The sequence below is a fragment of the Agrobacterium cavarae genome (assembly GCF_004310285.1).
In the GTDB taxonomy this organism is placed as follows: Bacteria; Pseudomonadota; Alphaproteobacteria; order Rhizobiales; family Rhizobiaceae; genus Agrobacterium; species Agrobacterium cavarae.
Map to the genome: position 1 here is coordinate 387,117 of NZ_SISF01000034.1, position 11,976 is coordinate 399,092.

The 11,976-nt window shown below is 58.8% G+C and carries 11 protein-coding genes and 1 riboswitch; of the genes, 6 read left to right on the forward strand and 5 right to left on the reverse strand.

The window, feature by feature from the left end; translation table 11 throughout:
• Positions 1–59: 59 nt before the first annotated feature.
• Positions 60–467 (reverse strand): hypothetical protein, encoded by a 408-nt coding sequence (locus EYC79_RS23880; protein ID WP_245495346.1) that lies wholly within the window; start codon positions 465–467, stop codon positions 60–62.
• Between the two features lie 119 nt (positions 468–586).
• On the opposite strand from EYC79_RS23880, the gene EYC79_RS22710 reads away from it, so the two are divergent.
• The 5 genes from EYC79_RS22710 (at position 587) to EYC79_RS22730 (ending at position 6,825) form a co-directional block, all read left to right on the forward strand.
• Positions 587–772: a DUF3008 family protein gene (locus tag EYC79_RS22710; RefSeq protein ID WP_062598387.1), complete on the forward strand. Its 186-nt coding sequence runs from the start codon at positions 587–589 to the stop codon at positions 770–772.
• A gap of 127 nt (positions 773–899) precedes the next feature.
• Positions 900–987, forward strand: a riboswitch (glycine riboswitch).
• Between the two features lie 155 nt (positions 988–1,142).
• A complete protein-coding gene (gene gcvT, locus EYC79_RS22715) occupies positions 1,143–2,282 on the forward strand; it encodes a glycine cleavage system aminomethyltransferase GcvT (RefSeq protein WP_165457106.1) in 1,140 nt (379 codons plus the stop codon).
• Between the two features lie 15 nt (positions 2,283–2,297).
• Complete coding sequence (gcvH, locus tag EYC79_RS22720) at positions 2,298–2,660, forward strand: glycine cleavage system protein GcvH (RefSeq protein WP_062437495.1); 363 nt, start codon at positions 2,298–2,300, stop codon at positions 2,658–2,660.
• Positions 2,660–5,524, forward strand: coding sequence for an aminomethyl-transferring glycine dehydrogenase (gcvP, locus tag EYC79_RS22725; RefSeq protein ID WP_130979590.1), 2,865 nt, complete (start codon positions 2,660–2,662; stop codon positions 5,522–5,524). The genes gcvH and gcvP overlap by 1 nt, the downstream gene beginning before the upstream one ends.
• A gap of 164 nt (positions 5,525–5,688) precedes the next feature.
• The gene (locus tag EYC79_RS22730) at positions 5,689–6,825 is read left to right on the forward strand and encodes a GGDEF domain-containing protein (RefSeq protein ID WP_130979591.1); all 1,137 of its coding nucleotides are present in this window, start codon (positions 5,689–5,691) and stop codon (positions 6,823–6,825) included.
• 35 nt (positions 6,826–6,860) lie between these two features.
• On the opposite strand, the gene EYC79_RS22735 is transcribed toward EYC79_RS22730, so the two are convergent.
• The gene (locus EYC79_RS22735; RefSeq protein WP_130979592.1) at positions 6,861–7,361 is read right to left on the reverse strand and encodes a hypothetical protein; all 501 of its coding nucleotides are present in this window, start codon (positions 7,359–7,361) and stop codon (positions 6,861–6,863) included.
• A gap of 137 nt (positions 7,362–7,498) precedes the next feature.
• Here EYC79_RS22735 and EYC79_RS22740 point away from each other — a divergent pair, with 137 nt between their 5' ends.
• The gene (locus tag EYC79_RS22740; RefSeq protein ID WP_130979593.1) at positions 7,499–8,758 is read left to right on the forward strand and encodes an MFS transporter; all 1,260 of its coding nucleotides are present in this window, start codon (positions 7,499–7,501) and stop codon (positions 8,756–8,758) included.
• 68 nt (positions 8,759–8,826) lie between these two features.
• Here the strand turns inward: EYC79_RS22740 and EYC79_RS22745 are convergent, their stop codons facing one another.
• The 3 genes from EYC79_RS22745 to EYC79_RS22755 all read right to left on the reverse strand — a co-directional run bounded on the left by EYC79_RS22745 (position 8,827) and on the right by EYC79_RS22755 (position 11,973).
• Positions 8,827–9,639: a ferredoxin--NADP reductase gene (locus EYC79_RS22745; protein WP_062425338.1), complete on the reverse strand. Its 813-nt coding sequence runs from the start codon at positions 9,637–9,639 to the stop codon at positions 8,827–8,829.
• 145 nt (positions 9,640–9,784) lie between these two features.
• On the reverse strand, positions 9,785–10,291 hold the full coding sequence (locus tag EYC79_RS22750; RefSeq protein ID WP_130979594.1) for a DUF934 domain-containing protein: 507 nt from the start codon (positions 10,289–10,291) through the stop codon (positions 9,785–9,787).
• Positions 10,292–10,302: 11 nt separating this feature from the next.
• A complete protein-coding gene (locus tag EYC79_RS22755) occupies positions 10,303–11,973 on the reverse strand; it encodes a nitrite/sulfite reductase (RefSeq protein WP_113260617.1) in 1,671 nt (556 codons plus the stop codon).
• Positions 11,974–11,976 lie beyond the last annotated feature (3 nt).

Here is an 11,976-nt window from a genome sequence, read left to right on the forward strand (position 1 = left end):
TGCTTATCTGGCAGTCCGTCTTTTTGAGGTGCCGCGCTGCGGCATTGTTTGCGAAGGGATCAGAAAGCTGAGGATGGCGGTCCGCGGGCACGGTTGGTGCGCAGCTCTGAAAGAGTGAGCGCTTCTTGCTGTTGCGGAAGCGTATTTTCGAGCGACGCCGGATTGGGATTGAGGCCATCATCTGCAAGTGGCGTTGGCAGAAGAATGGAGGATGCCAGCAGGCAAGCCTCGCAAAAGAGGATCGCACCGCCTTCGTGCTTGCCATGCTGCGATTGATTTTGCGGCAGATGCTCGGAGCAGATCTCGGCAAAGGTGCCATCCGGCAACCGGTAGGCTTCATCAAGTGCGGCGACAGGCGCAGCCTGAACCGGCTTATGCGCAAAGCCGAGAGACAGCATCAGTACGGCGCAGACCATGCGCAGCACAGACTCGATTGTCTTTGCCCTGTTGCTTTCGAACACCCTCATGATCACTCCGATACCGCGCTTTGATCCAAAAATCAAAGAGCCACTCGGCGTGTCGCGGAACAGCTCCCCATGGCTGGCGTTTGATCTGCAGGACGCAACGCATCACCGAGGAGTTGAACATGCCAGCAAAATCCAAAGCCCAGCAGAAAGCCGCAGGCGCCGCTCTCGCCGCAAAGCGAGGTGACATGCCGAAATCCCGTTTACAAGGCGCTTCAAAAAGCATGGCTAAGTCCATGACAGAAAAAGAACTTGAAGATATGGCCTCCACGAAGCGGAAGAAGCTCCCGGAGAAAAAGGACGCTTAAGTTTCGGCCCGCTTTGAGAAACGGCGTGGTCGACCGGATGACAAGCAAATGACGCAGGTTGAACAAAAAACTGTTTACCTGCGTCATTTGGTCCTTGCCAATCTGAGAGCTTCACAGATAATGAGCTTACATACCGTTGGGAGAAACCGCTTCGATGCGGTGCCGAAGGAGCAACCGCCCCGGAAACTCTCAGGCAAAAGGACCAACGGTCGAACGGAACTCTGGAGAGAAGCCTCCTTGCACTTATAAGGGCAGGCTCGCCGAAGGGATAACAATCTCAGGCGACAAGGACAGAGGGGGCTCTTGAACCCGACGCTCGCAGAGTGTCACGAACATGAGCCCGCGCGAACGCGCTACCCCGGAGGCATCCTTGGCCGATACAGCCGAGCTGAAAGTCACCCCACTCCATTCCCTGCATCTCTCCCTCGGTGCCCGCATGGTGCCCTTTGCGGGCTACGACATGCCTGTGCAATATCCGGCGGGCGTTCTGAAGGAACATCTTCATACCCGTGCGTCGGCCGGTCTCTTCGATGTCTCCCACATGGGCCAGGTTATCTTGAAGGCCAAGTCCGGCAAGGTGGACGATGCCGCCCTTGCTTTGGAAAAGCTGGTGCCGGTCGATATCCTCAGCCTCAAAGCTGGTCGCCAGCGCTACGGCTTCTTCACCGATGAGAATGGCTGCATCCTCGACGACCTGATGATCACCAATCTCGGCGACCATCTGTTCGTTGTCGTCAATGCTTCCTGCAAGGATGCCGATCTCGCGCATATGAAGGCGCATCTTTCTGACAGCTGCGAGATCACGTTGCTTGACGATCGGGCGCTAATCGCGCTTCAGGGTCCGCGTGCAGAGGCTGTTCTCGCGGAACTCTGGGCGGGCGTCTCCGACATGAAGTTCATGGATGTGCGCGAAATTCCGCTGCATGACGTTCCCTGCATCGTGTCGCGCTCCGGTTACTCGGGTGAGGACGGTTTCGAAATCTCCGTTCCGGCCGACAAGGCCGAGGAGCTTGCCAAAGCCCTGCTCGAACATCCCGATTGCGAAGCCATCGGCCTTGGTGCGCGCGACAGTCTTCGGCTCGAAGCCGGTCTCTGCCTCTATGGTAACGACATCGACACCACGACATCGCCGATCGAAGCATCGTTGGAATGGGCCATCCAGAAGGCGCGTCGTGCCGGCGGAGACCGCGAAGGCGGCTTTCCAGGTGCCGATCGCATTCTTGGCGAACTTGGCAATGGCACGAGCCGTCGCCGCGTCGGTCTGAAGCCCGAAGGCAAGGCGCCGGTGCGCGGTCATTCCAAGCTGTTTGCCGATGCCGAAGGCAAGACCGAGATCGGTGAGGTTACCTCTGGCGGCTTCGGCCCCACTGTGGAAGGCCCCGTTGCCATGGGCTACGTGCCCACCGACTACACGACACCTGGAACGGCGATCTTCGCCGAGGTGCGCGGTAAGTACCTTCCGGTCACCGTCGCTGCCCTGCCCTTCATCACACCCACCTATAAGCGCTAATCTGCGGAGAAACCCATGCTGAAATTTACCCAGGAACACGAGTGGCTGAAGATCGAAGGCGATGTCGCCACCGTCGGGATTACCACGCACGCCGCAGAACAACTCGGCGATCTGGTTTTCGTTGAACTGCCGGACGTCGGCGCGACTTTCTCCAAGAACGGCGAAGCCGCAACCGTTGAAAGCGTCAAGGCCGCGTCGGATGTCTATTGTCCGCTGGACGGCGAGATCGTCGAGATCAACCAGGCGATCGTCGACGATCCGTCGCTGGTCAACTCCGACCCGCAGGGTGCCGGTTGGTTCTTCAAGCTGAAGCTTTCCAACGCCGCCGATGCCGATGCGCTGCTGGATGAAGCCGCCTATAAGGAGCTGGTCGCGTAATGAACACGCCCACTGAATTTCATTTCACCGACTACCAGCCCTATGACTTCGCCAATCGTCGTCATATCGGTCCGTCGCCGACGGAAATGGATGAGATGCTCAAGGTCATTGGCTATAAGAGCCTCGACGCGCTCATCGACGCGACAGTGCCCTCCTCCATCCGTCAGAAGGACCCGCTTGCCTGGGGTGCTGCGCTGACCGAACGCGAAGCACTCGACCGCATGCGCGAGACGGCGAACAAGAACAAGGTTCTGACCTCCCTGATCGGCCAGGGCTACTACGGCACGATCACGCCGCCAGTCATCCAGCGCAACATTCTGGAGAACCCCGCTTGGTACACGGCCTACACGCCCTATCAGCCGGAAATCTCGCAGGGCCGTCTCGAAGCGCTTCTCAACTTCCAGACGATGATCTCCGACCTGACCGGCCTCGACGTTGCCAACGCCTCGCTTCTCGATGAAGCCACCGCTGCTGCCGAAGCCATGTCCATGTGCCAGCGCGTGGCGAAATCCAAGGCGAACGCCTTCTTCGTCGACTCCAATTGCCACCCGCAGACAATCGCGCTGATCGAAACGCGCGCCGCGCCGCTTGGCTGGAAAGTCGTCATCGGCAATCCATTCACCGATCTCGATCCGGTCGATGTCTTCGGCGCGATCTTCCAGTATCCCGGTACGCACGGCCATGTGAGCGATTTCTCAGGCCTTATCTCCCGCCTGCACCAGACAGGTGCGATCGCCGCCGTTGCCTGCGACCTGCTGGCGCTGACGCTTCTGAAGTCTCCGGGTGAGATGGGCGCCGATATCGCGATCGGCTCTTCGCAGCGTTTTGGCGTTCCGGTTGGTTACGGCGGGCCGCATGCAGCCTTCATGGCGGTCAAGGATGCCCATAAGCGCTCCATGCCAGGCCGTCTGGTCGGCGTGTCTGTCGACGCCCGAGGCAACCGTGCCTATCGCCTGTCGCTGCAAACCCGTGAGCAGCACATCCGCCGCGAGAAGGCGACCTCCAACATCTGCACCGCACAGGTGCTGCTTGCCGTAATGGCGTCGATGTATGGCGTCTTCCACGGTCCGCAGGGCATCAAGGCGATCGCCCAGCAAACGCACCAGAAAGCGGTGCTGATGGCCAAGGGTCTGGAGAAGCTTGGCTACAAGATAGAGCCGGACACCTTCTTCGACACGATAACGGTCGAGGTCGGCCACATGCAGGCGCTGATCCTGCGGGCCGCGGTTGCCGAAGGTGTGAACCTTCGCAAGGTGGGCTCCACCAAGATCGGCATGAGCCTTGATGAGCGCACCCGCCCGGCAACGCTGGAAGCGGTCTGGCGCGCCTTTGGCGGCAACTTCTCGATCTCCGACTTCGAGCCGGATTATCGACTGCCGAAAGATCTATTGCGTACAAGCGCTTACATGACGCATCCGATCTTCCACATGAACCGCGCCGAAAGCGAAATGACGCGTTACATCCGTCGTCTTTCGGACCGCGATCTGGCGCTCGACCGGGCGATGATCCCGCTCGGCTCGTGCACGATGAAGCTGAACGCAACCGCGGAAATGCTGCCGATCACCTGGCCGGAATTCTCCGACATCCATCCTTTCGTCCCAGCCGACCAGGCATTGGGCTACAAGGAAATGATCGACGATCTCTCCGCCAAGCTCTGCGCTGTGACCGGATACGACGCCTTCTCCATGCAGCCAAATTCCGGCGCGCAGGGCGAGTATGCGGGCCTGCTGACGATCCGCAATTACCATCTGGCTCGTGGCGACGCGCATCGCGATGTCTGCCTTATCCCAACGTCGGCACATGGCACCAACCCTGCCTCCGCACAGATGGTCGGCATGAAGGTCGTTCCTGTCAAGGCGAAGGAAAACGGTGACGTCGATATCGACGATTTCCGTGCAAAAGCAGAGCAGTATGCGGAAAACCTCTCGTGCTGCATGATCACTTATCCGTCTACCCACGGCGTGTTTGAAGAGACGGTTCGCGAAATCTGCGACATCGTGCACAAGCATGGCGGACAGGTCTATCTGGACGGCGCCAACATGAACGCCATGGTCGGACTTTCCCGTCCTGGTGATATCGGTTCCGACGTCAGCCACCTCAATCTCCACAAGACCTTCTGCATTCCGCATGGTGGTGGTGGTCCAGGCATGGGTCCAATCGGCGTCAAGGCCCACCTTGCCCCCTACCTTCCCGGTCACCCGGCAAGCGACGGTCGCGCTGGGGCGGTCTCTGCCGCACCGTTCGGCTCCCCGTCGATCCTGCCGATCTCCTGGAGCTACTGCCTGATGATGGGCGGCGAAGGGCTGACGCAGGCGACCAAGGTTGCGATCCTCAACGCCAACTACATCGCCGCACGCCTGAAGGGCGCCTATGACGTCCTCTACAAGTCAGAGGCTGGCCGCGTGGCGCATGAGTGCATCATCGACACGCGCCCGCTCAATGGCAGCTGCGGTGTGACCGTGGATGATGTGGCAAAGCGCCTCATCGACTGCGGCTTCCACGCGCCGACGATGAGCTGGCCGGTGGCTGGAACGCTGATGATCGAGCCGACGGAGTCGGAGACCAAGGCTGAAATCGACCGCTTCTGCGACGCCATGCTGACGATCCGTCAGGAGGCCCGCGACATAGAGGAAGGCCGTGCGGACAAACTCAATAACCCGTTGAAGAACGCCCCGCACACGGTCGAAGACCTCGTCGGCGAATGGGACCGCCCCTACAGCCGCGAACAGGGTTGCTTCCCGCCCGGCTCCTTCCGCGTGGACAAGTACTGGTCGCCGGTCAACCGTATCGACAATGTCTATGGCGACCGTAACCTCGTCTGCACCTGCCCGCCAATGAGCGAGTATCAGGAAGCAGCGGAGTAAAATCCACTGACGAAGCCCGGAGCGATCCGGGCTTCTTTCGTTAGAGCCCGCCATGATTCACGATTTGATAGCCGTCGTTTCAACATGTCCGGCAGAGCCGTTGTGCGGATCACGCCAAAGGCCGTATAGAAGCAGTCGACATCTGTTTCTTTAAAAATTTGGCTATGCTCTCTCCTATCGCCACATCGCTCAGCATTGTCTTCGTCAGCCTGTTCTTCGGCACTGCCCTGCTCGTGGCATGGCGGCGTTTTGGGGTGCAGTTCCACGCCGTGTTCTGGGCTTTGTCCTTCATGTTTTCGGCGGTCGGGCATGGTGTCCGGGTGTTTGGCGTCGTCTGGCCGGAGTATCAGAGCGTCATGGCGATGCTCGCCTGTCAGTCTTCCATCGGCAGTTTCGCGCTTCTGGCAATCGGGTTCCGTTCCCGTGCCAATCTCGATCATCGTTTGATCTCACTGCTATGGGCATTGTCTGCTGTCGCCATTGTGGTGTTCTGGAGCGAGCAGCCATTCGAGTGGCGCATGGCGTCGCGGATGATGACGTCAGCGGCCGATGCGCTCTTCGTTGGAATGATCGTCTTCCTGCCCAGGCATGCAAAAGGGCTGTCTTCACCGGTTCGCTTGGCGCTGGCATTCTTTGGGCTCTACATCCTGTCGGTCGGCATTGCGGCTTGGATGGCCAGACCGAATGGTGAAATAGCCGAGGCGTCTTTCATCATTGTCCTGTCGCTCGGCACGCCGACGGGCATGATGGCGACGGGGATCTTGACGCTTTTCATCCTGGCGGCGGATCTTGCCGGAGAGCTGCAGAAGCAAGCGCAGTATGACTACCTGTCCGATCTGCTCAACCGCCGGGGCTTTGAGGAGCGGCTCGCTTCCCAGCGCTTGGCATCGAATGAAACCGGCTTTATCGTCGCGACCGATCTCGATCGTTTCAAATCCATCAATGACAGGCTTGGTCATGCAGCCGGCGACGAGGTCATCCGTCGCTTTGCCCGTCATCTGCAGGCCGCGGCAGGCAATCACGATCTTACTGGCAGAATGGGTGGTGAGGAGTTCGCGCTTTTCATCGCCTCCAGCGACGGGAGAGATGCGCTCGAGCGCGTTGAGCGCCTGCGCATGGGCGTGTCCTCTCTTTACCCAGACATTGATGTAGATAACCCGGTGACGGCGAGCTTTGGTGTCGTGCGGCTAAAGCCAGAGGAAAGCTTTCACCAGGCTTATGCACGCGCAGACGCAGCACTCTATGCATCGAAAGGTGCGGGCAGAAATACCACGGTCGCGGATCTCGACGAAGCCGCCTAAACTCTCGCTATCCTGTAGCATGTTCGCGCCGTACTTTATCGCGTCAGCCTGATGTCCGCAGTGGTGACGGTAGGCCCATTGGCGCCGTCCTTGTCCGTCGTGCGCAGCCTCAAGCCGTCGCGCCCAAGCTTGCTGATGGTCATGCCTGCCACGCGATCGCCGTTGATGTCTCGGTTCCAGCGGACAGTCAGGTTGATATTGTCGCCTCGACGGCTACCGCTGAGGGCAGATGGGCGCCCCGACGGGCCGATATAGTTTCCGCTGTATCCTGTGCCACGAGCCGTCAAGTCGGCGGAGATTGATCGGCGCACGACAACGAAGCCACGGCATGTGCCGTGCATCTGTAACGATGGTCCGGATGCTGTCGTCTGGAAGGTGCAGTTGACATTGACCGGGCGAGAGCCGATGCGCGTCGTGACCGTGCCGCTGCCTTTCCAGCTTCCACCAAGCGAGGATAAAAACGCAGTTTCGTCCGCTGCAGCAGGTGTGGAGATCATTGCCGCAAAGGCAAAAAGGCAGGCTGTCTTCAGTTTCATGGTGATCGCTCCCTATCAAGGAGTGCGAACGGCGAAGACGTCCATAGAGTTCCTAATTTAGATCGTTATGGTCCATAGCAACCAATAACGTTTTCGTGCGTTTTTGGCTCGCTTCACCCCTCTCCGGAAACGCGCCGATGACATTCCTCACCTCTTCTTTCCCGGGACGAGCCTCTCCTGGCCGATCCAGCGGTATCAGCGACCGCACATTATTCGCCCTCGCCATTTTGAATTTCTTTCTGGCAGATGCGCGCGATGGGCTAGGCCCGTTCCTCGACGCGTTTCTGGCAACCAATGGCTGGTCGCCGATGCAGTTGGGGATCATTGCAACCGTTGGCGGCCTTGTTGGTCTTGCCGCAACACCACTTTGCGGTGCGCTGGTCGATGGAACCACCTGGAAGCGAGCACTCATCGCCGTGCCGGTCATTCTGGTGACCGCGGGTGCACTTTTGACGTTGATCTTCCCGACTGAGACCATCGTCTGGGGTGGTCAGATCATGACGGCGGTTGTCGGCGCGACTGTCGGTCCAGCGCTTGCTGGTTTGACGCTCGGCCTCGTTGGAGAGAAGCTGTTCTCCAAGCAAATCTCGCGCAACGAATTCTGGAACCATGGTGGCAATTTTGCCTCCTTGTTTGCCACTTATGTCGCCGTCTCCTATTTCGGCATTCCCGGCGTCATTGGCCTGATGGTCATCACCGCCATCGGAACGCTGATTGCCATCACGGCAATCGACCCCAACCAGATCGACCACAAGGTGGCGCGTGGTCTAGGTCACGATGAGGGTGAGCCCGGGCCTTCCGGATTTGGCGTGTTGTGGCACGAGCGAGGGCTCATCCTGCTTGCCATCATTCTGCTGATCTTCCATTTCGGCAATGCCCCGATGGGTCGACTGATTGCTCAGGATTTTGCCGTCGAACTCAACTCGCCCTTCAAGACAACGGCGATCATCACGGGCGTTGCCCAGTTCGCCATGATCTTCGTGGCAGCGCTCGCCCCATGGCTGATCCGCCGCTTCGGGCTTTCTGCCGTGTTCCTGATCGCACTCGCGGCCCTACCCATACGCGGACTGCTGGCAGCGTCCTTCGAACAGTTCTGGGTCGTCTATCCGGTCCAGCTCCTGGATGGCATCGGTGCTGGCCTTCTTGGCATTGCAACGCCGGTTGCTGTGGAGCGAATATTGAAGGGCACCGGACGCTTCAATGTTGGCCTAGCAAGCGTGATGACTGTTCAGGGTATCGGTGCGTCGCTCAGCAACGGTGTGGCCGGATGGCTGACGACTGAGGGCGGGTTTGCGCTCTCGCATCTTGTCGGCGGTGGTGTCGCGGCAATTGCCATTCTGCTCTTTATTTTCTACCGACGAGACATCGTCCCCGATAATGAGCCCGAGGACGCCTGAGTCCAGACAGCGCTGAAACCAAAAAAGGAGGCACGGGGCCTCCTTTTTCTCTAGATTTCAAAACGGTATCAGCCGACGAAGGCACGCTCGATGACGAATTCAGCGGGCTTGTTGTTGGCGCCTTCGGTCAGGCCAGCCTTCTCCAGAAGCTCCTTGGTGTCTTTCAGCATGGCCGACGAGCCGCAGATCATTCCGCGGTCAATCGCCGGATCGAGAGCTGGAACACCAAGGTCGGCGAACATCTTTCCATTTGCAATCAGATCGGTGATACGGCCCTTGAAGGGATATTCCTCACGCGTCACCGTCGCATAATGCTTGAGCTTGTCGCCGGCAATCTCGCTCAGGAACTCATGGTTCTTGATCTCTTCCACAAGGTCGAAGCCATATTTCAGTTCGGCGACATCGCGGCAGGTGTGGGTGAGGATCACTTCCTCGAATTTTTCGTAGGTCTCAGGGTCGCGAATGAGGCTTGCGAAAGGCGCAATGCCCGTGCCGGTCGAGAACATGTAGAGGCGCTTGCCAGGGGTCAGTGCGTCAAGGACCAGCGTCCCTGTCGGCTTCTTGCGCATCAGCACGGTATCGCCGGGCTTGATCGCCTGCAGGTGGGAGGTGAGCGGCCCATCCGGCACCTTGATGGAGAAGAATTCAAGCTCTTCATCCCAGGCCGGGCTGGCGATCGAATAAGCGCGATAAATCGGCTTGTCGCCAACCATCAGCCCGATCATCGCGAACTCTCCAGAGCGGAAGCGGAAGCCAGCCGGGCGCGTCATACGGAAGCGGAACAGGTGGTCGGTGTAATGCTCAACCGAAAGAACCGTTTCGGCGTAGACGCCGTCCGGGATCTTGACCGCAAATTCTTCCGTTTTGGCAGGAGCGTTCATTCTTCTTCCGTCCATTTCACAAAAAGCCATACATTCTTGAGGCGGGGAAATACACCATCCGCACTGCCTTTTGAAGGTACAGGAACGTCATTGGAGCTATGCAGGTAGAAATATGTATCAATAACTCATGTTTCGGCGCAAGACATCAAACTGCAGCACGGCGCCGCCAGCTATAGGTCTCACCCTCCGCAGCAGGTTTGGCCGTCGGCTGGTAATAGACATCGATGCCCGGCAAGCGGTTTTCCGACAGGCGGCGGATCGCCGTCTCGTTCGTGACTGCGAAGCTGGTGAAACCGGTTCTCAGCATCAATGGCACCTGGTCGATCAAGACGTCACCGACAGCCCGCAACTCGCCCTGGTAGTTCAAGCGCGTGCGCAGGAGCGACGCATGGCTGAAGCCTCGCCCGTCGTTGAAGGCGGGGAAGCTGACGGCAACAAGCGCGATGCGATCAATAAAGGGGGCCAGTTTCGTCACATCATCCGCTGGCGTGATGAGAACGCCAAGACCGACATCATTGCTCTCAGCTGCTCGCGTCAAAAAGGCATCGAGCGACAGGACCATATTCTGCCCCTCGCCCGCCTTGACTTCGTCGGTCTCGATGATCCAAGGGTCGTTTTCAACGAAGCCTTGTTCGCTCCAGATTTTCGTCATTTCCATAGTCCTCAAGCAGCTTCTGCGGCTGCAGGATAAAGGGCATCCTTGAAAGGCTGCGGTCCAACACGGCGATAGGCTTCGAGGAAAGTTTCTTCCTTCGATAAGCGCAGGCCAAGATAGGTGTCGACAATCGTCTCCACCGCGTCCGTCACCTTCTCGGGCTCGAAGCCGCGACCGATGATTTCGCCGATCGACGAATTCTCATCGCCTGAACCACCCAGCGTGATCTGGTAAAGTTCGGCACCCTTTTTCTCCACGCCCAGCAGGCCGATATGGCCAACATGGTGGTGACCACAGGCGTTGATGCAGCCGGAAATCTTGATCTTCAGCTCACCGATTTCGGCCTGACGCTCTGGAGAACCAAAACGTCTGGAGATCTCCTGCGAGACAGGGATGGAGCGTGCATTGGCGAGCGCGCAGTAGTCCAAGCCAGGACAGGCAATGATATCGGTGATGAGACCGGCATTGGCGGTTGCAAGGCCTGCGCCCTGGAGCGCCCGATAGACCGGCTCCAGATCGGCAAGTGCGACATGCGGCAGGATAATATTCTGCTCATGGCTGATGCGGATTTCATCGAAGGCGTATTCTGCGGCGATGTCTGCGACAACATCCATCTGCCCGTCGGATGCATCGCCCGGAATGCCGCCGATCGGTTTCAGCGAGATCGTCACCATGCCGTAGTCGGGGTGCTTGTGTGGTTGGACGTTTTGATCCACCCACCGCGCAAAATCCGCGTCCGCTTTCTTCCAGCGCGCAAGGCTTTCCCAGCTTTCCGGACGGTCCTTCAACTGCGGCGGCGCGAAGTAAGTGGTGATCGCAGCGATATCCGCGTCGGGAAGTTTCAGTTCGCCGTTCTTCAGGTGAACGAACTCTGCCTCGACCTGCCGCGCCAGTTCTTCCGCACCCGTTTCATGCACGAGGATCTTGATGCGCGCCTTGTACTTGTTGTCGCGACGGCCATGCAGGTTGTACACGCGCATGATGGCGGTGGTGTAGGACAGAAGGTCCTCTTCGGGCAGGAAGTCGCGGATCTTCTTGGCGATCATCGGCGTTCTGCCCTGCCCGCCTCCGACATAAACCGCAAAGCCGATGTCGCCCATGTCGTTCTTTTTGAGATGCAGACCGATATCGTGAACCTGAATGGCGGCGCGATCGCGCTCCGCACCTGTTACGGCAATCTTGAACTTGCGTGGCAGGAACGAGAATTCCGGATGCACCGACGACCATTGGCGCAGGATTTCCGCATAGGGGCGTGGATCGGCCACCTCGTCTGCCGCCGCACCTGCAAAGTGGTCGGCAGTGACGTTGCGAATGCAGTTGCCGGAGGTCTGTAGCGCATGCATCTCCACGCTTGCCAGTTCTTCCAGGATGGCAGGCGTATCGGCAAGGCGTGGCCAGTTGTACTGGATGTTCTGGCGCGTGGTGAAGTGGCCATAGCCGCGATCGTACTTGCGGGCAATGTGGGCCAGCATCCGCATCTGCTTGGAGTTCAGCGTTCCATAGGGGATCGCAACGCGCAGCATGTAGGCATGCAGTTGAAGATAAACGCCGTTCATTAGACGCAATGGCTTGAACGCATCTTCGGCCAGCTCACCGGACAGGCGGCGCTCCACCTGATCGCGAAACTGCTCCACGCGACCCTTTACGAAAGCGTGGTCGAACTCGTCATAACGGTACATGAT

What these genes read in the sequence shown, in the direction of transcription:
- EYC79_RS23880 (WP_245495346.1), bottom strand. Translation starts at nt 467, where the DNA reads ATGAGGGTGTTCGAAAGCAACAGGGCAAAGACAATCGAGTCTGTGCTG.
- EYC79_RS22710 (WP_062598387.1), top strand. Translation starts at nt 587, where the DNA reads ATGCCAGCAAAATCCAAAGCCCAGCAGAAAGCCGCAGGCGCCGCTCTC.
- gcvH (WP_062437495.1), top strand. Translation starts at nt 2,298, where the DNA reads ATGCTGAAATTTACCCAGGAACACGAGTGGCTGAAGATCGAAGGCGAT.
- gcvP (WP_130979590.1), top strand. Translation starts at nt 2,660, where the DNA reads ATGAACACGCCCACTGAATTTCATTTCACCGACTACCAGCCCTATGAC.
- EYC79_RS22730 (WP_130979591.1), top strand. Translation starts at nt 5,689, where the DNA reads ATGCTCTCTCCTATCGCCACATCGCTCAGCATTGTCTTCGTCAGCCTG.
- EYC79_RS22735 (WP_130979592.1), bottom strand. Translation starts at nt 7,361, where the DNA reads ATGAAACTGAAGACAGCCTGCCTTTTTGCCTTTGCGGCAATGATCTCC.
- EYC79_RS22740 (WP_130979593.1), top strand. Translation starts at nt 7,499, where the DNA reads ATGACATTCCTCACCTCTTCTTTCCCGGGACGAGCCTCTCCTGGCCGA.
- EYC79_RS22745 (WP_062425338.1), bottom strand. Translation starts at nt 9,639, where the DNA reads ATGAACGCTCCTGCCAAAACGGAAGAATTTGCGGTCAAGATCCCGGAC.
- EYC79_RS22750 (WP_130979594.1), bottom strand. Translation starts at nt 10,291, where the DNA reads ATGACGAAAATCTGGAGCGAACAAGGCTTCGTTGAAAACGACCCTTGG.
- EYC79_RS22755 (WP_113260617.1), bottom strand. Translation starts at nt 11,973, where the DNA reads ATGTACCGTTATGACGAGTTCGACCACGCTTTCGTAAAGGGTCGCGTG.